Below are 20,437 nucleotides of genomic sequence, written 5' to 3' on the forward strand. Positions count from 1 at the left end.
CATGACCACTCCCGGACAGGTCGTCGCAGGAGACGATCTGGTCATCACCGCACGTGAGGTCACCCGACGATTCGGGGACACCCTCGCGCTCGACAACGTCTCGCTCGACGTGCACCGCAGCGAACTGCTCGTCCTGCTCGGCCTGTCCGGGTCCGGCAAATCCACCCTGTTGCGGTGCCTCAACGGCCTGCAACCGGTGAGTTCGGGAACCGTGGAAGTCGGCGGAACTCGCGTCGACCAAGCGTCCAAGCGGCAGTTGCGGGCGCTGCGCCGCAACGTCGGGTTCGTGTTCCAGGACTTCAATCTCGTTGGCCGACTCAGCTGCCTGGAGAACGTGCTCATCGGCGGTCTGGCCCAGCTGGCCCTGCCACGCTACGGCGCGCTGACCTATCCGGCGAAGATGCGGGCGGCGGCCCTCACGCATCTGGATCGGGTCGGGCTCGCCGACTTCGCGCAGCGGCGCGCCGACACGTTGTCGGGTGGGCAGCAGCAGCGGGTAGCCATCGCGCGCACCCTGATGCAGCAGCCCGGACTGCTGCTCGCCGACGAACCGGTCGCGTCGCTGGATCCCGAGAATGCCGCCATCGTCATGGATCTGCTGTTCCGGGTGTGCATCGAGGAGAAGCTGACGGTGGTGTGCACCCTGCACCAGGTCGACCTCGCGCTCGGCTGGGCCCATCGCATCGTCGGCCTGCGCAATGGACAGAAGGTGCTCGACCGGCCTGCCGTGGGGATGACCCGCGACGACGTGATGAGTGTCTACCAGCGCGTCGACCCCGCGGTCGTGGCGCGGCCGGAACCGTCATGACCACCACGCTCGACAAGCCCCCGATCCGGCCGCGGCCTGGTCTGCTGCACCTGATCGCCCTCGCCTTTCTCGCCGCCACGCTGATCTCGGCGTGGTTGATCGACTTCGCGCCCGCCGCGCTGCTCGACGGCGCCGACGACGTGGTGGCACTGCTGGAACGGATGCTGCCGCCGCGGCTCGACAATCCGGGGCGGATCGCCGACCTGGCGGTGCAGACCCTGTTGATGGCCGTCCTCGGCACGGTTCTCGCCGCCATCGCCTCGGTGCCGCTGGCCTTTCTGGCCGCGCGGAACACGAGTCCGCACCCGGCCGTCTACGCGGTGGCCAGGGCGATCATCACCTTCTGCCGGGCCATGCCCGACCTGCTGTTCGCGGTGCTGTTCGTGCGGGCTCTCGGCATCGGCGTGCTGCCCGGCATCCTCGCGCTCGCGCTGCATTCGATCGGCATGCTCGGCAAACTCTTCGCCGACGCCATCGAGGCCACCGACCCCGGGCCGCGCGAAGCGGTACGGAGCACCGGCGTCGGCTATTTCCGGGAAATGCTCAATGCTGTTGTTCCCCAGGTTGTTCCGTCGTGGATCGGCACCTTCGTCTATCGGATCGACATCAACCTGCGGATGTCGGTGGTGCTCGGATTCGTCGGTGCGGGTGGCATCGGATTCGCGTTGCAGGACGCGCTGCGCGGGCTGATCTATCCGCGGGCGCTCGGTATCGTCGGGGTCATCCTGGTCGTCATCACCGCGATGGAACTGCTGTCGATTGCGATCCGGCGGATGCTCCTCGACCCTGCGCACACCCGCCCCGGCTTCGACCGTGCGGTGCGTTTCGGCTTCAGCGGGTTGCTGATCGGCGCGGTTCTCGCCGCGTTCGTGGTCCTCGACCTGAACCCGGGCTCGTTGTTCACCTGGATCGGGCCATCGGTCGAGATCTTCGGGCGGATGATTCCGCCCGATTTCGACGCGCTGGGCACGGACCTGTTCGAGGCTGCCGCCCAGACTGTCGCGATCGGCGTCGTCGCCACGGCGATCGGGATCGTGTTCTCACTGCCCGTCGGTATTCTCGCCGCGCGCAATGTGACCCCGAACGCCGCGCTGTACTGGCTCGCGCGGGCCTGGATCCTGCTGGTCCGCGCGGTGCCCGAACTCATTCTGGCCGTGGTCTTCGTCGCGGCGCTCGGGCTCGGACCGGTAGCCGGTACCTGTGCGCTGGCGATCGGGTCTGTCGGGTTCCTCGCCAAACTGGTCGCCGACGCCGTCGAGGAGATCGAGCCGGGACCGATGGAAGCGGTGCGGTCGATCGGCGGTGGCTGGTGGGCGACGCTGTTCGCCGCGGTGCTCCCGCAGTCGATGCCCGCGATCGTCGGGGCCGGGCTGTATCTGCTCGACGTCAACGTGCGGACCTCGACGATTCTCGGCATCGTCGGGGCGGGCGGCATCGGCTTCCTCCTGTTCGAATCGATCCGCACGCTGAACTTCGACGTCGCGGGCGCCATCGTGATCGTCATCTTCGTGATCGTCTACGCCATCGAAAGGTTGTCCGGATGGATCCGCTCTCGTCTCGTCTGACCACCGCCGCGATCTGGGTCGGCGGCTCGGACATCGAGTTGCGCCAGGTCGAGATCCCCGACCTGGCCGATGGCGAAACCCTGGTGCGAGTACGCCTGGCGACGGTGTGTGGCAGCGACCTGCACACCGTCACCGGCCGCCGGTCCGGCGCGTGCCCATCGATCCTCGGCCACGAAGCCGTGGGTGAGGTCGTCGCCGTCGGTGCGGCCACGACGGCCGTGGTCGGGCAGCGCGTGATCTGGTCGGTGACCGTCACCTGCGGCAAGTGCGCCCGCTGCCGGTCCGGGCGCACCGCCAAGTGCGAGTCGGTGCGCAAGGTCGGGCACGAGCCGTTCCACGGCGACTGGCCGCTGTCGGGCGCCTATGCCCAGCACATCATCCTGCCGCGCGGAACGACGATAGCCGTTGTGCCACCGGATCTTCCGGATGCGGTGGCCGCGCCCGCCGCGTGCGCCACCGCGACCGTCATGGCCACCATCGACGCCGCCGGTGACCTGCGAGGCCGCCGTGTCCTCGTCGTCGGCGCGGGCATGCTCGGCCTCACCGCCGTCGCCGCGTGCGCCGAGGCCGGCGCCGAGGTGCAGGCGGTCGACATCGATCCGGACCGGCTGACCACGGCGCACCGGTTCGGCGCCACGACCGCAGACACCGATCCCGTGGACGTCGCCATCGACTACACCGGGTCGGCGAGCGCCATCGACGCGGCGCTGCGCCGGCTCGACATCGGCGGCGTCCTCGTCCTAGCGGGTTCGGTCGCCCCGACGCCGCCGTTGCCGGTCGACCCGGAAACACTGGTCCGTCGCTGGCTCACCATCACCGGCGTGCACAACTACGAACCGCGGCATCTGCGGCGAGCCGTCGACTTCCTGGTTCGCACTGTGCGCGAGTACCCGTGGGACGAGGTCGTCGCCGAGCCGGTCGCCCTCACGCAGCTGGGCGCCGCTCTGCATCGGCCGCCGATCGGGATTCTGCGGACCGCCGTGGCCCCCCGCCTGTAACCCAGCTCACTCTCCGTACGGTTTCGCAGTGCGCTCCCCTAGTATCGGCACACGGTATCGCCGGGCCGGTCCGGTGCGGGACCGGCGGCATGGAGGGCAATCTAGTGAGGCAGATCCTGTTGTCGGCCGGGATCGCCCTGGTCGTCACCATTACGCTCACGCCCGGGCTGATCCGGATCTTCGCGCGGCGCGGGTTCGGGCAGGAGATCCGGATCGACGGGCCCGCCAGCCATCAGGCCAAGCGCGGGACGCCCACGATGGGCGGGCTGGCGATCGGGGCCGGGGTGTGGTCCGGGTATCTGGGATCGCATCTGATCGGGCTGCTGTGGGACGCGCCGGGGCCGAGCGCGTCGGGGGTGCTGGTGCTGCTGCTGGCGTCGGCGCTGGGCATGGTCGGCTTCCTCGACGACTCGATCAAGCTGCGCAAGCATCGCAATCTCGGGTTGACCGCGGCCGGTAAGTACATCGGGCAGATCGGGGCGGCGGTGGTGTTCGCCGTTCTGGCGCTGCGTTTCCCCGGTGCCACGGGGCTCACGCCCGCCGGGCGCAACCTGTCCTATGTTCGCGATATCAGCACCATCACCTTCGCGTCGCTGTTCTTCATCGCGTTCATCGTGTTGCTGGTGGTGGCGTGGTCGAACGCGGTGAACATCACCGACGGGCTCGACGGGCTGGCGGCGGGTTCGATGAGCCTCACGCTCGGCGCCTACGTGGTGATCACGCTCTGGCAGTACGACAACTCGTGCGAGATCAGCCCGGGACGGGCCTGCTACACGGTGCGGGATCCGCTCGACCTGGCGATGGTCAGCGCGGCGGGCGCGGCGGCGTGCATCGGATTCCTGTGGTGGAACGCGGCGCCGGCCAAGATCTTCATGGGCGATACCGGTTCGCTCGGGCTGGGCGGTTTGCTGGCGGGCCTGTCGATCACCAGCCGCACCGAGCTGCTCGCGGTGGTGATCGGGGCGCTGTTCGTCGCGGAGATCATGTCGGTGGTGCTGCAGATCGTGGTGTTTCGCACGACCCATACGCGGCTGTTCCGGATGGCGCCGTTCCATCATCACTTCGAACTGAACAACTGGCCCGAGACCGCGGTGATCATCCGGTTCTGGGTGCTGGCCGGGATCGCGTCGGCGACCGGACTGTGCCTGTTCTACGGCGAGTACATGACTTCGCTCTAGTTGTCGGACGCTGCCGCTACGCTGACCCGACCGAGCGAGGGAGGTCGCCGCAGTGAGTGCTGAGATCGTCGTGCAACCGGGCCACGATATCGCCGCCGACGTCTCGTTCGAGCTCGAGGAGCTCGACGAACTGGTCGGCGAACTGCTCACCGACCATGCCGAACGCGCGGCCCGCGACGCGCGGATCGTCGCGTTGCGCCTGGGGATCGGCGGGCAGCGCCCGGAAACCCTCACCCGGATCGGCGCGCGCTACGACCTGGCCCGCGACCGGGTCCGCCAGCTCTACGCCAAAGCGGTCGGGCGGATCGTGCGCGATGCCGCGCGCTCGGGACACCGGTCGGCACGGGTGTTCGCGCGCCGCTATCCGGTCGAGGCGGGTGATCTGCGCCTGGTGCGCATGCTACTGGCCGAGACCTACGCGACCGATACCGACCTGGTGGCCATGGAATGGTCGTATCTGAAGCTGCGGCTGGCCGGCCATGAGCCGGGCGACGCCAAGCGGGTCGCGGGCTACGTGATGCAGCGAATCCTGGGCTGGCAGAAGAAGACCGCCAGCATTCTGGCCAAGCTGCACGTGCCCGAGGACGGCACCGACGAGCTGCTGCTGGATCACGTCGAATGGCCGACCGGGTCCGCCGCACCGCTGCCGACCGAATCGGCGCGGGTGGCCGACGGTGACGACGACGGCCGCGGGCGGTTCTACCTGGCGAAGGTGGGCCGCGACGTCGCCTACGACTCGGCCATGGTGGCCCGGCTGCTCCGGACCCTCGATGCCGACCCGGCCGTGGCGGCGTTCCAGGAGGAACCGACCGCGCTGACCTACCGGTTCGGCGACGCGGAGCAGGTGCACTATCCGGCGGTCGCCGCGCAGCTCACCGACGGTCGCGCCGTGCTCATCGATGTGGTCCCGTTGGGCCGCATCGCCTTCCACCACAATCGGGTCCAGACCGAACTCGGCCGCACCTACGCGCACGAGCACGGCTGGGGCTGGCTCGTCTGGACCGGCAGTGCGCTCGGCCCGACCCAGCTCGCGGACCGCACGGTCGATACCTCGATCGAGGACCGCCTCGCCACCGAGCTGGAACACGGACCCTACGATCGGCCCGCGCTGGCCGCGGTGAGCGCGGAGACCGGCCTGGATCTGCTCGACCTGGCCGGTCTCGTCTTACGCAACGACTGGCGGTGGGACCGGGTGCCGATGCGGCTCAGCGCATCACCATCGCGCCGACCATCACCGTGAGGACAAGCAGCATCGCGCAGCAGGTGAGCCACTGGTATTGATTCAGGGTGCGATCCATCCGGCCGATGCTCGCGCGCAGGCTCGCCGCGACGCGCTGCTGGGCGACGAGTTCGCTGCGCAGCCCGGCCATCGTGATGGCCTCGGCGTCGGCATTCACGCCCGCCCGATCGATCCGGTTGTGCAGGCGCCCGACCAGTCGCTGCTTGTCGCGCACGGCCTGACGCGAGACCGCCAGCTGCACGCGTTGATCGCGCAACTCGGTGCGCTGATGCTCGATCATCGCGGCCTGCGCTGCGGTGTGCCGTTCCCAGGTGCCCACGTCGGCCCACCCTCCTGTTGTGAGATCCGCGTGCCCCCAATGGATTTCGCCGGACACCCAGCCTGCGAGAAAATCGCGCAACTCCGCGCCGGCGCGCACCGGGGCGGCGAAACCGGTGTCGCCCGCGGCGAGTATGCCCTGGTCGATGCGATAGTCGGCGGCCGCGGGCGCGAAATCGGCGATGCCGACCGCGGGGACCAGGGGCACCCAGAAACCCTGTGGACACACCCACAGCACGTCGTCGATTCCGGCGGCCTGCAAGCGTTTCCGGTGTGCGCGTGCCGCGGTGATGTCGAGGGGCCCACTGCGCACCTCGACCACGCAGCGCCGGTCGCCGCGGCGCCAGTAGATGTCGACCGGGATATCGTCGATGTGCGCGTCGACCTGGGCCTCGTCGGCGCCCGCAGCAGTGAGCCTGCCGCAGATCCAGTGTTCGAGACGCTGCGTATTCCATTGCGTGGCGGCGCATTCGGGGCACCCACAGCCGTAGCCGGTACGTTCGGTGACGGCGCGACGGCTGCCCTCGGAAATACCCAGTTCGTCGAGCAACGCTCGGCGTCCACACGCCACCTGGGTCTCGCTCAGCCGCTTCGTCCTCACACCATCACTCCCTCACCATGGGACCTGCCGTAGGCTCACGCGCACGTCCTGGACACCAGGTTCCCGCAGCCGCCGAAAAGGCGCCAGCCCCCTTGACCCGCGTTCGGGTGCGTCACCGATCGGTGATCGAGATCACAAACGCGACTCTGCTTGTATATCAAGCCATTTCATTGTGCCAACGTCGCACGATGCCGCCTATATCTTGATCATTTCGATACACAGACCCGGCCTGTTGCATGTCCGTTTCATCCTGATTGCGAATCAGTTCGGCGCGTCGTGGAGGAGGTCACGACAACACGTGCTGTTGCCCCGATGGATATGATCGCTGCGGCCGAGGCGGGCACGCTCGGGCGACCACGGGAAGTAGGGTGTGCATGAACCACGCTGAGCACGACGAATCCATCGGGTCGATGCTGGCGAGTATCGCCACGGCGCTGCGTGAAGTCAGCGACAAGCTCGATATCGTCGCCGCGCGGGTCCAGCTCGATGTGCCCATCTTCCCGGTCGACGAGGATCTGCCCGACCACACCCGGATCCGGCGGCTGGAATCCTGGGCCTTCCGTGCGTCACAGGACATTTCACGCCTGAGCTCCCGGCTCGACGCTCTCGACAACGGCGGTGAGACCGATTCCGGTCCGGTCCGGGACACCCGCAGCCGCCGCGAGGTCCGCGAAGCCGCGGAGGCGGCCGAACGCGCCGTCGACGGATTCGGCGACCACCTACCGGCTCCCGATCCTTTACCGGCGCACCAGGACCGCGACGCCGACGGCTCCCGGCCACCGCTGGAACGCCGCAACTCCCCCACCCGGCCGGCCACCGACCACCTCGGTGACCCCACCGCGTTAGCCGCGACCCCGGTCCCGCGCACCGCACCGGCCGAGGCGCCCTTCGGCCAACCGGTCTCGTTCGACAGTGCTTCGTTCCCCGCGGTCGACGCCGGTAGCGAAGCGCCGGCACCGAGCCGGCGACCCGCGCCCGCGCGACTCAGCGGGGCAACCACCAGCGCTGGGCCCGGTGAGCGGGTCGCGCCTGCCTCGACCGGCAACGCGCCGTCGACGCGCGGGACCAACGGCGTGGCCGGTGACATCGCTTCCCCACGCAACGGCACACCGGTGCCCGCGGTGATCGGAACGGTGCTCACGGCCCCCACCGGCGATCACACATCGGGAACAGGTGCGCCTTCCCCGACGAAACATGGCGCGGCGGCGCCGTTCGAAGGTCGTGTGCCCACGTCAGGTCTCGACGGCGCCGACCGCGCCACACCGTCGGCCGCCGCGAGCTCGACCCTGCCGGGGAGCTCGGAGCTGAGCGCCGTCGTGCGTGAGGGTGGCGTGAACGGGTTGGGGCCCAGTTCCGGTGCGATGAAGCAGGTTCCGGTCGAACCACCGGTGCGGAGCGCGGCGGCCGGTGATCCGCTGACGGCGGACATCAGCGCCGATGCCGTGATCGAGCGGGCTCGCCCGGTCAAGAAGCCGACGGAGAGCTCGGCCATCGAACTCGGCGCTGCGTCGCCGGATGCGCTGTCCGGCAATGGGAGTGGTGCCGCACGGCCCGCGCCGTCGCGTTCGACCCATGACCTCCCGTCCTCGGGATTCACCGGCGAGCGGTCCGGTTCGAATGGCGTGCCGGTCAATGGATTCGACCCGCACACCCCCGACGCAGTGCTGCCTCGCGGCGAAAACATCCCGCTGGCAGGTGAATTCCAGCCCCGCCCCGACACCTCGGACGCACAGCCTGTGGTCAACACCGCCAACGGAATCCACTGGTCGTTCACCGACGATCCAGCGCCGACACCGACGGACCCGGACCGAAACGGACACGCCCGCAACGGTTTCACCACCGGCTCCGCGCATCGCACCGATTCCCTCTTCGACGATTTCACCCCGCGTGAGCGCCTCACCACCGGCGAAACGGCCGAGCCGCCTGCCGCCCCCGGCCCGCCCGCACGCCTCACGCCACCGGCAGAACTCACCACCCAGCCGAACCACCTCCCGGTGACTCCGACGCACTCCGCGGGCCCATCGCCCGTCAACGGCTCGAGCGACGGCCCTGCCCACCCGAGTCTGTCGAACACCGACCGGCCGGCGAACGGCGGCAGGCTACCCGACCCCGCCGGCCTGTCCGGCCAGGCACCGCCCGCGAACCACGCGGCGCTCACGAACCACGACTTCGATCCCCCGACCCTCGGCCTGCCCACCGGGCGTGACGCAGCGACGAGCACCCCTGACCCCCTCGAACGCCCTGTCGCCGACCCGATTCCGCCCACCGACACCGACGCGGCCGGCATCACCGTCACCGGCACCTATCGTGCCTTCGACATCGAACGCGCCCACGTCGACAAGCTCCAGGCCATGCTCGACGAACTGAAACGCTCGGCGGGCCTCCCCCCGGGCCGCCGCGACGTCTTCGGCCCGCCGACCCCGGAACTCGGATAACCGCCCGCCTTCGTGGCAACGTCTGTCAGGCGGGCGTAGCGAGCGTGACGAGGCCGGGGTCCACGTCCGGTTTCGGGGGTTCGTGCAGGACGGTGCCGATGAGGTCGCGCAGGGCTCGATGGCCCGCGTCGGCGGTGTTGCGTGGGTGCCACGCCATGGCGACGACGGGGGCGGGTAGTGGCAGCGGGATTTCGAACATCGCAAGGCCGAGTGCGGTGCGTGCGGATCGGGACAGCAGTTCCGGTGCGGGGCAGACCAACTCGGTCGAGGCGAGGGTGAGCAGGGCGGTGGGGAGGTCGGGGACGGTGGCCACCACGCGGCGGGTGCGGCCGTGCAGGGCCAGGCGGTCGTCGATCGGGCCGTGGGTGCGGCCGGTGGGGGAAACCTCGAGGTGCCGAGCCGAGGCGTAGGCGGCGACCGTGGGACGCTCGGTGGCGAACGGGTGGTCGGGGGCGGCGACGCCGATCCAGCGGTCGGCGAACAGGCGCTTGACCACCGTTTCCGGATCGGTCTGCCCGATCATGCCGACTTCGACATCGACCCGGCCGTCGCGCAGGGCCACCGCGCCGTCGGCGGCATCGGCGGCCAGCAACCGCACCGTCACCCCCGGCAGTTGTGCGTGCACCGCGGCCAGCAGCGGTCCGGACAGCCGGGCCCCCACCGAATCACCCACGCGGACAACGAAATCGCGGTGCCTGCCGGGACCGTGTCCGTCGCGGGCGGTGAGCAGCGACCGGCCCTGATCGACCAGGCTCGCCACATCGTGGCGCAATTCGAGTGCCCGTGGCGTCGGCACCATCTGCCGACCGGAGCGCACGAGCAGCGGATCGCCGAGCACCTCGCGCAACCGGGTGAGGGTGCGACTCATCGCCGAGGTGGAGGTGTGCAGCCGCCGGGCCGCCTCGGTCACGCTGTTGGTGTCGAGCAGCGCGTCGAGAGCGAGCAGTAGGTTCAGATCCAGCGCGTCCACGCGAGGATTATCACCAACGCACCGATCGCCGCCAAGCGAAGCCGACGGCGATCCGGCGTGTCGGCTACCGCTCCGCTACGGGCGCCGGGGTCCGCGCCTCGGGAGCGGCCACCGCGCGATTGCGCAGCACCCCCCGATAGGACGAGGGCCGCACGGGTCGCACCCACTGTGCCAGCCTCGACAGGAACGGCAGCGGCGTGCCGAGATCGTCGAGCATCTCGTCGATATTGGCCAGCGAGAACGGGACCACCGAGGCGCCGTGCGCGTGGTTGCCGTCGCTGCGCAGCCGCGACCATTCCAGGCGCGCGTCGATCTCGTTGTTCATCAGCTCGGCCATCGGCGGCACGAACCGGCCCGTGAGCAGCCCGGCGATCCAGTGCGCGCTCACCTCGGCGCTGAGTGCGCTCACATTGGAGCTGTTGTAGCCGGCGAAGCTCAGGTTGGGGATCTCCACCGGCAGGATGTGGCGGTAGAGCCGGAAGTCGCTCACCTCGTCGGTGAGGGCGCGCCGCACGAACGGGGTGAGGAACGGGACCTCCTGGCGATACCCGGTAGCGCACAGGACGATCTCGGCCAGTTTCAGGCTGCCGTCGGCCAAGCGCACCGCGGGCCCGTGTGGCCCGCCGATCAGTTCGGTGATCTCGGTGTCGCGGTGCACGCTGATCCGGCCCGCCTCGACCTGCTCGGCGAAGCCTTCGGTGGCCAGGCTCGCGCTGCTGGTGCCGATCTCGGAGATCGGGCCCGTCGGCACCAGATCGAGCTCACGCAGCCGCAGCTTGCGCGTCACCCGCTCCTGCAGCAGGTCCATGTTCGCCTGGCGCAGCGCGAGGCGGTCGAGCAGTCGTTCGGCGCGGTGCGGGAAGCGCGAGGGGAAGTGCGCCTCGCCCGCGCGGGTCAGCAGCAGACGCTCGTAGTCGGCGCCGAAGCCGAGTTTGCGCGGCATCTTCCAGGTGAGTCTGCGTGCCACCACGGTGGTTTCGTCGGCGATATGGCTGACGGCCTCGGCCACATCACACGCGGACTTGCCGTAGCCGAGCACGACCACCGAGCGATCACGCGCCTGCTCGACATCGTGGAAATCCGAGACGTGGCACAGTCGCCCGCCCGCGGCGCGGAATGCCGCGGCCCCTGGCAGGTTCGGCAGCACCGGGTCGCTGTAGACGCCGTTGGCGACGATCAAGTGGTCGCAGGTGGTGCGGTGCCCGCCCCGCTCGTCGCGGATCTCGAGCAGCCAGCCGCTGTCGACCGGGTCGGCCGCCACCACCTCGGTGCCCAGCCGCAGGTGCGGGCCGAGGCCGAACTCCTGCACGTATCCGGCCAGGTAGGCCTGCATCTGCTGACCGTCGGGCCAGCGGGGGAAATCTTCGGGCATCGGGTGATCGCTGAAGGCGTACGTGGACTTGCTGTTCTGCGCACGAAGTCCCGGATACCGGCGGGTGGCACTCCACACACCGCCGACGTCGGGGGCCCGGTCGAAGACTTCGACCGGGAACCCCGCCTGACTCAATACCTTCGCGCAGGCCAAACCCGCCACTCCCGCACCGACGATCCCGATGCGGCTACCGCTCGTCATGCGCAGGAGACTACTCGGACAGACACCGAAGTTGCCACCGCGCTGGACAGGTCATAGTCGCTCGGCAGCCGGGGTGACCCGTGCTGTACTGGAAGGATGACCAACAGTTCCGTCATCGTCGACCGGGCCGGACTCTGGGACGCCGAGGCGCTCAGCGATGTCGCCGCCGCGACTTTCCCGCTCGCCTGCCCGCCCGAGGCCACCGCGAGCGACATCGAGATCTTCCTCGAGCAGATGCTCTCGGGCGAACGCTTCGGCGAATACCTGTCCGACCCGGCCAGAACCGTACTCAAGGCCGTCGAGGGTGACGAGATCGTCGGCTACGCCATGCTCATCGCGGGCAGGCCGAGCGATCCCGAGGTCGACGCGCAGGTGAGCGCGGGCGAGGTGGTCGAACTGAGCAAGATGTACGTGCTGCCCGGACACCACGGCAGCGGTGTCGCCGCGGCGCTGATGGAGGCCGCGGTCGACACCGCGCGCAACTCGGGCGCCGGGACGGTGTGGCTGGGGGTCAACCAGGCCAACGAGCGCGCGCAGAAGTTCTACGCCAAGCACGGTTTTCGGCAGGTGGGCACCAAGACCAACATGGTCGGCAGCCAGCTGCACGCCGATTTCGTCTTCGAACGCGCGCTCTAGCCCTCCACGACCGCAAATTACACAGCTGCCTCGAAACGGGACAGGGCCAGCAGACGCGAGATCGCGCGCAGGTACTTCTTGCGGTAACCGCCGTCGAGCATCTCCTTCGAGAAGATCTCGTCGAGCTTCACGCCCGAGACCGTCACCGGGATGCTGGCGTCGTAGAGGCGGTCGGCCAGCACGACCACGCGCAGCGCGACAGCCTGATCGGTCACGGTGTGCACGTCGGAGATGAACACCGATGTCACGCCCTGGATCAGCGCACCGAACTTGGACGGGTGCAGGGTGCTCAGATGCTTCAGCAGCACATCGAATTCGTCGAGCGTGGAACCCGGGGTGGCCGCGGCGCGCTCGACGAGCACCTCGTTCGAGGTGGGTTCGGGAGCGGGCGGCAGGTCGCGGTGACGGTAGTCGGGGCCGTCGACGCGGACCGGATCGAAGATCGAGCCGAGCTTCTTGATCTCGCGCAGGAAGTCCGAGGCCGCGAAACGACCCTCGCCCAGCTGGCCGGGCAGGGTGTTCGAGGTCGCCACGATGGAGACGCCGCGGGCCGACAGCTCGGTGAGCAGTCGCGAGACCAGCATCGTGTCGCCGGGATCGTCGAGTTCGAACTCGTCGATGCACAGCACGCTGTTGGCCGAGAGCCGTTCGACGGCGTTGTTGAAGCCCAGCGCGCCGACCAGGTTGGTGACCTCACCGAAGGTGCCGAACGACTTGGGCGCCGGGGAGCTGTGGAAGATCGAGGCGAGCAGGTGGGTCTTGCCGACACCGAAGCCGCCGTCGAGATACAGGCCGGCGCCGGAGATGGCCTTCTTCTTGCCGAAGAGGCTCTTCTTCGAGGCGGCCCTGTGGATTTTCGCCACCTGACCTGCGAAGGCCTCGGCCTTGGCGACCGCGGCCGCTTGGCTCGGTTCGTTCGGGTCCGGGATGTAGGAGGCGAAGCTGACCTCGTCGAACATGGGCGGGGGCACCATCTGCGCGACTAGTTGGTCGGCCGGGACCTCCGGATGGCGATCGACAAGGCGTTCTTGCATATACGAAGCTTAGGGACGTGGTTCCATCGATCCCTATGCAGCGTATCCACAATGTGACCCAGCTCGCAGACCTCGACGATGACGCACTGGCCAGGTGCTACGCCTACCCGCGCCATCTGGACGAGCCGTGGGTGCGGGCGAACTTCGTCAGCAGCATCGACGGGGCGTTCACCGTGGACGGGGTTTCGGAAGGCTTGGGGACCCCGGCCGACAAGCGGGTGTTCAAGGTCCTGCGCGAGCTGGCAGACGTGATCGTCATCGGGGCGGGCACAGTGCGCGCGGAGAACTACGGCGGCGCGGGCACCGACCCGCAACGCCGCATCGCCCACCACCAGCAGGGAATCGGCGGTCACCCCGACGGCGCCGCCCCACCGATCGCGGTGGTCACCGCTACCGCGCAACTCGATCCCGGTTCGAAGTTCTTCACCGAGGCCGAGGTCGCGCCGCTGATCATCACCACCAGCCACGCGGCGCCCGAGCAGATCGCCGCACTGGAGAACGCGGGCGCGGAGATCGTGATCGCCGGTACTGCCTCGATCATGCCCGCCGCGCTGATCAGGGTGTTCGCCGAGCGCGGGCTGCACCGCGTGCTGTGTGAAGGCGGACCGCACCTGTTCGGGCAGCTGGCCGAGGCCGGCCTGGTCGACGAACTGTGCCTGACCACCGCCCCGCTGCTGGTCGGGGGCGCGGGCGGGCGAATCTCACTGTCGGCGAGCACATTCGACCTGCCGATGACGCGCAAGCAGTTGGTGCTCGACGAGGACGGCACTGTCCTGGCCCGCTGGGCCCGTCGATGAAACCTGGCGCCGAACCTGGCAGTGTGTAGCGCATGCGTTGGACTCGGGCCGCGGCAACGGCCGCGACACTGTCGATCATGCTCGCGGGCTGCGGGGCCGGGCCGTCGGATCGGCCTGTCGTCGCGGTCGAACGCCCCGGGGCCGGTGGCGCGCAGACCGAGGCCCCCGCGCCGCAGGACCTGGCCAAGGCCGAGGTGCCCAAATCCGATCTCGCCTGGCGTGATTGCACCGCGGCCACCCTGAGTTCGCTCGACTTCGGTGCCGCCCCCGCGGGCCTGGTCCTCGAGTGCGCCGAGTTCTCCACCCCGATCGACACCGCGGGCACCGTGCTCGGCACCTTCCGCGCGGGCGCCCTGCGTGCCCGCCTGCCGCAGACGCCCGCCGACGCCGCCCCGCTGGTACTCACCTCCGGCTCGGATCGTTCGTCGGCCTCGACGCTGGCCGGGCTGGCGATCGGGCCCAACAGCGCGTTGCTGGCCGCGCAGCCGATCGTCGCGGTGGACCGGCGCGGCATCGGCGCCTCCCAGCCCATCGACTGCATTCCGGCGCAGCTGCGCGCGGTGATGACCGACCTCGGCCAGACCGGCGCCGGCAATGCCGATCAGGTCGGTGCCGTCGCGGGTTTCAGCCAGGACGCCACCATCGCCTGCCGCGATTTCCTGCAGCCCTACGAGGGCACCTTCGACGCGCCGCACGCCGCCGACGACATCGAACAGCTGCGCAAGCAGTGGCAGGTCGACAAGATCAACGTGCTCGGCGCGGGCAACGGCGCCAAGGTGGCCCTGAGCTACGCCCGCCGCTATGGCGACCACCTGGCCCGGCTCGTGCTCGACGCCCCCGAGCCGGTCGGCGCCGACGCCGCCACCATGGCCGAGGCGCGCGTCACCGGCGCCGAAGCGGCCCTCACCGCGTTCGCGCAGCGCTGCAAGGCGGCCGACTGCGCGCTCGGGGCCGATCCACGCGCCGCGATCACCGCGCTGATGAACAAGGCCAACAGCGGCGGGCTGGGCGACATCTCGGCCGCGGACCTGTCGACCGCGCTCACCGGATTCCTGTCCAGTCCCCGCGGTGACCAGGCGAATCGGGTCACCGCGATGGCCGATATCCTGGCCGCCGCCGACCGCGGTGACCGCGGACCACTGTCGGCCATGATCGTGCGCGAGGCCGCCGCGATCACCTCCGACGGCGAGTTCGTCAACCGGTGCACCGACAGCCAGCAGCCACCGACCGCGGACAAGGCCCGTGAACTCGCTGAGACCTGGTCCGGCAAATATCCGGTGTTCGGGCGCACCGCGGCCATCGGGCTGATGGTCTGCTCGGCCTGGCCGGTCTCCACCGCGGCGCCGCTGCCGTCGAAACTCGCACTGCCGGTGCTGGTGTTCGCCGGTGCCGCCGATCCGATCGTCGGCGGGGCCGCCGCCTCGGTGACCGGCGCGCTCGGCTCGGCCGGGGCCCGGCACGCCACGATGACCTGGCAGGGCTGGGGTCATCCGGTCGTCGGGCACTCCGGTTGTGCGCAGAAGGCGGTCACCGACTACCTCGCTGAGGGCAAACTCCCCGCCGACGGCGGCGCCTGCCCGGCCTGATCCGGGTCGGGGCAACCACCCGGTTCCGGCGCGTCATCCGGGTCCGGCGACACCATCGCTACCCGATCCGGTGTACCGTGCCCCAGTGTTGTTCCGACAGCTCGAGCCTCGTACCGCTCGCACCTCCGCCGAGGTGATCAAGTTCGCGCTCTGGCCCTTCGCGGTCATGATGGTGCTGAACCGCGTCTTCATCAAGGCGATCAACGGTTTCGTCACCGACGACTACCGGCCGGTCTACAACGCCTCGTTCGAGTTCCTGAACGGCAGGCCGCTGTACACCGCCGACTTCTCGTCGGTCGACCCGCATTATCTCTACTATCCGAGTGGAACGTTGCTGATCGCGCCGGTCGCGATCATCGACTACGAACTGTCGCGATGGCTGTTCATCGGGCTCAACGCTGTCGCGATTCTGCTCGCGTGGTACCTGCTGCTGCGCCTGTTCAAGTTCGGTCTCGGCTCCATCGCCGCGCCCGCGCTGCTGCTGGCGATGTTCACCTCCGAGACCGTGACCAACACGTTGGTCTTCACCAACGTCAACGGTTGCCTGCTACTGGCCGAGCTGCTGTTCATCACGCTGCTACTGGCGCGTCGGGACCTCTGGGCCGGCGTGGCGCTCGGTTTGAGCATCGCGGTGAAACCGACGCTGGCACCATTACTGCTGGTCGCGGCCGTTCGTGGCCAGTGGAAGGTGTTCATCACCGCGCTCGGTGTGCCGTTGGCGCTCACCGCGATCGCCTGGCCGCTGTCGGCCGACCCCGAGAAATTCTTCACCCATGTCGTGCCGTATCTGGGTGAGACGCGCGACTACTTCAACAGTTCGGTCGGCGGCATCGGGCTCTACTACGGGCTGCCGCACTGGATGATCCTGCTGACCCAGGTCCTGATCGCCGGTGTGGTCGCAGTCTCGCTGTGGCTGCTGTGGCGCTACTACCGCCACGACGAACTGTTCTTCGTCACCACGTTCTCCGGCGTGCTGCTCACCGCGTGGTTCGTGCTGCCCTCGCTGGGCCAGATGTACTACTCGATGATGCTGTTCCCGTTCCTGATGACAGTGGTGCTGCGCAATTCCGTGCTGCGCAACTGGCCCGCGTGGCTGGCGATCTTCGGGTTCATGACCTACGACAAGTGGCTCTCGGATCGCTGGCAGGGTGTCGGCCGCAACCTCGAATACCTGCGGGTGACCTTCGGCTGGGGGCTGCTGCTCATCGTCGTGTTCTGCGTGCTCGGCGATCGCTATCTGGCCGCGCGTCGCGAGGGCAGGCTGCAGTTCGGGATCGACCCGACGTGGATGAAGGACGCGCCCGATTCGCGCGACGGCACCGATGAGCCCGCGCCGGTCGCGCCGGTCGCGGATACCCCGCCGCACCGCGAGGATCCGGTGGCGCCGGTCGAGGATCGCGAGCCCGCGCTCAAGTAGTTTTCGGCTGGTGACGCACCGCTCACGGCGCGCACCGCCCGAAACCATTAGCGTGGAGCCATGAGTTCCGATACTTCGTTGCCCACGCCGCGCATCCAGCTGACGCCGCAGCAATGGCGGGCGAAACTGGACCCCGAGGAATACGCCGTCCTGCGCGAGGCGGCCACCGAGCGCCCGTTCATCGGCGAATACACCGACACCAAGACCGAAGGTGTCTACACCTGTCGTGCCTGCGACGCCGAATTGTTCCGCAGCACAGAGAAATTCGACTCGCACTGCGGTTGGCCGTCGTTCTTCGATCCCGCCGATTCCGACGCGGTGATCCTCAAGGCCGACGACACGCTCGGCATGCGCCGGGTCGAGGTGATCTGCGCCAACTGCCACAGCCACCTCGGACATGTGTTCGAGGGCGAGGGCTACCCCACCCCCACCGACCAGCGCTACTGCATCAACTCGATCTCGTTGCGCTTGCAGCCCACGGAGGGGTCTACCAGCTGAAACACCTGAAGCTCAATCGCTCGGGAAGCCCACCGCGGCCAGGTGTGGTCAGTTGCCGCGGGTGGGTGCGGTGCGCTTGGGGTAGACACCGTGGCCGACCTGTAAGTAGGACAGCCGATCGGCCAGCCGGGTGCTGAGCCGTCGGAGGGCGTCGTAGCCGTGGGCGTCTTTGCCGATCACGACACGGCCCTTACCCTTCACAGTCGTATCGACGATGCGGCGCGCCACCTGCTCGGGCTTGGCGGAGAATCCCTTGGCGAGCCACTCTGGCGCACCCATTTGCTGGGCTACCTTGCGCACCAGGTCGGTCCAGACCGAACCAGGAAGCACCGTGGTCACCGTGACATTCGAGCGGCCACGCAGATCCTGCGCCAGACCGTAACTGAACAGGGCGAGCGCGGCCTTGGACGCGCCGTACACCGCTGAGCCGGGCACCGGAACGATCGCCGACAGGCTCGAGGTGTTCATGATGACGCCCCGGGGTCGTTGCAGCAGGTGCGGGAGGAAAGCCCGCGACATCCACACCGCGCCGAAGAAGTTCACCTGCATCAGCGTCTCGATGCGAGCGTCGCTGAGGTCGGCGACGGTCTGCAGTTCCTGGGCGATTCCCGCGATGTTGAACAGACCGTCGACCTGTCCGTGGGCGGCGATCACGCTGTCCGGGAAGGCGGCCACGGCGGCGCGGTCGCAGATATCGATCGGGTGGGCGGTGAAGCGCTCGCGGTCCGCGACCAGTGCGGCGGTGGCGGCCAGCGCCTGCTCATCACGATCAGCGCCGACCACGACCGCACCGCGGGCGATCAGCTCCAAGGCGACGCATCGTCCGATGCCGTTCCCCGCTCCGGTGACGACGAAGACGCGTCCCTCGATCTGCCTGCGCGATCTCCCAGTTGTCGCGGACAGCGGTCTACTCATGATGTCTCCTCCCTCGGGTGTGTCAGCCGAGGGTCAGCTGGATCGGCTCGTGCGAAAGGGTGGGGCGATATACGCAGCGCGTGCCCGAGTAGATGGTGGGCATGCATTCGTTGCAGTGCACACACGCCGAGCGCGTCGATTCATCTACCTTGATGCGGTGCAGTAGATCCGGTTCGCGCAGCAGGGCCCGCCCCATGGCGACGAATTCGAAGCCCTCGGTCCGTGCCAGCTGCATGGTGTCGAGGTTGGTGATGCCGCCAAGGAGGATCAGCGGCATGGACAGTGCGCGCCGGAAGTGGCGAGCCCGCTCGAGCAGGTAGGCCTCCTTGTACGGGTACTCCTTCAAGAAGGACTTCCCGACCAGGCGGAAGCCCATGCGGGCGGGGGCGGGCAAGACTTTCGCGAACGAGCGGTGCGGGGGTGTGCCGTGGAACAACATCATCGGGTTCAGTAGCGAACTACCGGCGGTCAATTCGAGGGCGTCGAGCGCGCCGTCGGCCTCGAGCCAGGCGGCGAACTGGAGCGATTGGGGAATGGTGAGGCCACCGGCCTGACCGTCCTCCATATTGATCTTGGCCGTGACCGCGATCCGATCACCCACGGCATCCTTTACCGCACAGGCGATTTCACGTGCCATCCGAGCCCGATTGAGCAGTGATCCGCCGTAGGCGTCTTTGCGGCGGTTCAGCACCGGGCTCAGGAACGAGCTGGCCAGATAGTTGTGGCCGAAGTGAATCTCCACCGCGTCGAATCCGGCCTGCTCGGCCAGGCGTGCGGCCTCGGCGTGCGCGGCCACGGTGTCGGCGATCTCGGCGATGGTGGGAGTCTTGGTGAATCGCATGCCGAGCGGGTTGAACATCCGGCTCGGCGCGAGCGCGGGCACTCGATTGGAAGCGGCGTTGGCCACCGGTCCGGCATGACCGATCTGCGCGCAGGCGGCGGCGCCCTCCGCGTGCACGCCGTCGGTCAGCTTCCGCAGTCCCGCAACGGCTTCCGGGCGCATCCAGATCTGATGCCGATCGGTGCGACCGCCCGGTGCGACCGCGCAATACGCGACGGTGGTCATGCCGACACCGCCGGCGGCGACCTCCCGGTGGAAGTCGATCAGCTCCTCGGTGACCAGGGCGTCCGGCGTGCGGCCTTCGAAGGTCGCGGCCTTGATCACCCTGTTGCGCAAGGTGATCGGACCCAGGGTGGCAGGTGCGAAAATGTCGTTCATCACTGTTCTCCCGTCGGCGCGGTCAAACCGGCCACCACGAAATCTCGCAGTGTCTCGAGGTCCGGCTGCGTCATTCCGTGTTCCTCGATTTCGGGGCTGCCGAAACGCATGATGATCAGATCGAAGGCGAGCATCCACCGGCGGCGGCCCTCCTGGCCACTCAGCTCCGGGAGCAGCGTGACCCAGGTGGACATTCGGAACCACGGGCCTTGCCACGTCGTGAGATGCCGTCCGAGCACGAACCTCGACAGCAGTCGAAGATGCAAGCGGCCCAAGGGATCTCCCGCGAGCTGGACGAAGGGGGCCAGGATCGTGTCGACGACAGCGGGGAGCGAATCGCGTCCGGCGCTCGCGCGGGCCAGACCATCGGCCCACAGTGGTCCCAACCGGTCCTCGATCAGCGCACCGACCAGGGCTTCCTTCGAACCGAAGTGGTAGTGCACCGCGGCGGTGTTCGCACCGGCGGCGGCACAGATGCCGCGCACGGAGACCTCGTCGTACGGCTCGGTCAGCAGCAGTGATTCGGCGGCGATCAGCAGTCGCTGCCGTGTCCCCGTCTTGACCTCATCGACCATACACAGAAGTGAAACACGTTTCAATCGATATTTCAATCACTGTTTGAATCATCGGGTAAATACCCCTGCCCTGG

General features: G+C 68.7%; 18 protein-coding genes. 11 read left to right on the forward strand and 7 right to left on the reverse strand.

What is annotated here, in order from left to right:
* Position 1: 1 nt before the first annotated feature.
* The 5 genes from phnC to ACQHI0_RS17925 all read left to right on the forward strand — a co-directional run bounded on the left by phnC (position 2) and on the right by ACQHI0_RS17925 (position 5,789).
* Positions 2-808: a phosphonate ABC transporter ATP-binding protein gene (phnC, locus tag ACQHI0_RS17905; protein WP_427903023.1), complete on the forward strand. Its 807-nt coding sequence runs from the start codon at positions 2-4 to the stop codon at positions 806-808.
* A complete protein-coding gene (phnE, locus tag ACQHI0_RS17910; RefSeq protein ID WP_427903024.1) occupies positions 805-2,373 on the forward strand; it encodes a phosphonate ABC transporter, permease protein PhnE in 1,569 nt (522 codons plus the stop codon). The genes phnC and phnE overlap by 4 nt, the downstream gene beginning before the upstream one ends.
* Positions 2,349-3,371: a zinc-binding dehydrogenase gene (locus ACQHI0_RS17915; RefSeq protein WP_427903025.1), complete on the forward strand. Its 1,023-nt coding sequence runs from the start codon at positions 2,349-2,351 to the stop codon at positions 3,369-3,371. The genes phnE and ACQHI0_RS17915 overlap by 25 nt, the downstream gene beginning before the upstream one ends.
* 104 nt (positions 3,372-3,475) lie before the next feature.
* The gene (gene mraY, locus ACQHI0_RS17920) at positions 3,476-4,549 is read left to right on the forward strand and encodes a phospho-N-acetylmuramoyl-pentapeptide-transferase (RefSeq protein WP_427903026.1); all 1,074 of its coding nucleotides are present in this window, start codon (positions 3,476-3,478) and stop codon (positions 4,547-4,549) included.
* A gap of 52 nt (positions 4,550-4,601) precedes the next feature.
* On the forward strand, positions 4,602-5,789 hold the full coding sequence (locus ACQHI0_RS17925) for a hypothetical protein (RefSeq protein WP_427903027.1): 1,188 nt from the start codon (positions 4,602-4,604) through the stop codon (positions 5,787-5,789).
* On the opposite strand, the gene ACQHI0_RS17930 is transcribed toward ACQHI0_RS17925, so the two are convergent.
* Positions 5,755-6,708, reverse strand: a complete 954-nt coding sequence (locus ACQHI0_RS17930; RefSeq protein ID WP_427903028.1) for a hypothetical protein — start codon at positions 6,706-6,708, stop codon at positions 5,755-5,757. The two genes, ACQHI0_RS17925 and ACQHI0_RS17930, sit on opposite strands and share 35 nt — an antisense overlap.
* A gap of 374 nt (positions 6,709-7,082) precedes the next feature.
* Between ACQHI0_RS17930 and ACQHI0_RS17935 the strand changes: the two genes are divergently transcribed.
* Complete coding sequence (locus ACQHI0_RS17935) at positions 7,083-9,143, forward strand: hypothetical protein (RefSeq protein WP_427903029.1); 2,061 nt, start codon at positions 7,083-7,085, stop codon at positions 9,141-9,143.
* 25 nt (positions 9,144-9,168) lie between these two features.
* Here ACQHI0_RS17935 and ACQHI0_RS17940 read toward each other — a convergent pair whose 3' ends face one another.
* Complete coding sequence (locus tag ACQHI0_RS17940) at positions 9,169-10,113, reverse strand: LysR family transcriptional regulator (RefSeq protein WP_427903030.1); 945 nt, start codon at positions 10,111-10,113, stop codon at positions 9,169-9,171.
* A gap of 64 nt (positions 10,114-10,177) precedes the next feature.
* Positions 10,178-11,686: a flavin-containing monooxygenase gene (locus tag ACQHI0_RS17945; protein ID WP_427903031.1), complete on the reverse strand. Its 1,509-nt coding sequence runs from the start codon at positions 11,684-11,686 to the stop codon at positions 10,178-10,180.
* A 96-nt stretch (positions 11,687-11,782) separates the two neighbouring features.
* Here ACQHI0_RS17945 and ACQHI0_RS17950 point away from each other — a divergent pair, with 96 nt between their 5' ends.
* On the forward strand, positions 11,783-12,322 hold the full coding sequence (locus tag ACQHI0_RS17950) for a GNAT family N-acetyltransferase (RefSeq protein ID WP_427903032.1): 540 nt from the start codon (positions 11,783-11,785) through the stop codon (positions 12,320-12,322).
* A 17-nt stretch (positions 12,323-12,339) separates the two neighbouring features.
* Here the strand turns inward: ACQHI0_RS17950 and zapE are convergent, their stop codons facing one another.
* Positions 12,340-13,356: a cell division protein ZapE gene (gene zapE / locus ACQHI0_RS17955; RefSeq protein WP_427903033.1), complete on the reverse strand. Its 1,017-nt coding sequence runs from the start codon at positions 13,354-13,356 to the stop codon at positions 12,340-12,342.
* A 35-nt stretch (positions 13,357-13,391) separates the two neighbouring features.
* On the opposite strand from zapE, the gene ACQHI0_RS17960 reads away from it, so the two are divergent.
* From ACQHI0_RS17960 to msrB, 4 genes are all read left to right on the forward strand, one after another.
* The gene (locus ACQHI0_RS17960) at positions 13,392-14,153 is read left to right on the forward strand and encodes a pyrimidine reductase family protein (RefSeq protein ID WP_427903034.1); all 762 of its coding nucleotides are present in this window, start codon (positions 13,392-13,394) and stop codon (positions 14,151-14,153) included.
* 32 nt (positions 14,154-14,185) lie between these two features.
* Positions 14,186-15,739, forward strand: a complete 1,554-nt coding sequence (locus ACQHI0_RS17965; protein WP_427903035.1) for an alpha/beta hydrolase — start codon at positions 14,186-14,188, stop codon at positions 15,737-15,739.
* Between the two features lie 85 nt (positions 15,740-15,824).
* Positions 15,825-17,156: a glycosyltransferase family 87 protein gene (locus ACQHI0_RS17970; RefSeq protein WP_427903036.1), complete on the forward strand. Its 1,332-nt coding sequence runs from the start codon at positions 15,825-15,827 to the stop codon at positions 17,154-17,156.
* 60 nt (positions 17,157-17,216) lie between these two features.
* Positions 17,217-17,654, forward strand: coding sequence for a peptide-methionine (R)-S-oxide reductase MsrB (gene msrB, locus ACQHI0_RS17975; RefSeq protein ID WP_427903037.1), 438 nt, complete (start codon positions 17,217-17,219; stop codon positions 17,652-17,654).
* A gap of 48 nt (positions 17,655-17,702) precedes the next feature.
* Here the strand turns inward: msrB and ACQHI0_RS17980 are convergent, their stop codons facing one another.
* The 3 genes from ACQHI0_RS17980 to ACQHI0_RS17990 are packed head-to-tail and all read right to left on the reverse strand — an operon-like array spanning position 17,703 to position 20,363.
* Positions 17,703-18,569, reverse strand: coding sequence for an SDR family NAD(P)-dependent oxidoreductase (locus ACQHI0_RS17980; RefSeq protein WP_427903038.1), 867 nt, complete (start codon positions 18,567-18,569; stop codon positions 17,703-17,705).
* A 22-nt stretch (positions 18,570-18,591) separates the two neighbouring features.
* On the reverse strand, positions 18,592-19,788 hold the full coding sequence (locus ACQHI0_RS17985) for an NADH:flavin oxidoreductase (protein WP_427903039.1): 1,197 nt from the start codon (positions 19,786-19,788) through the stop codon (positions 18,592-18,594).
* Entirely contained in the window at positions 19,788-20,363 is a 576-nt protein-coding gene (locus tag ACQHI0_RS17990; protein WP_427903040.1) for a TetR/AcrR family transcriptional regulator, read from the reverse strand. Before ACQHI0_RS17990 ends, ACQHI0_RS17985 begins: the two co-directional genes overlap by 1 nt.
* Positions 20,364-20,437: the final 74 nt, after the last annotated feature.

The sequence above is a fragment of the Nocardia sp. FBN12 genome (assembly GCF_050320175.1).
Classification (GTDB): domain Bacteria; phylum Actinomycetota; class Actinomycetes; order Mycobacteriales; family Mycobacteriaceae; genus Nocardia.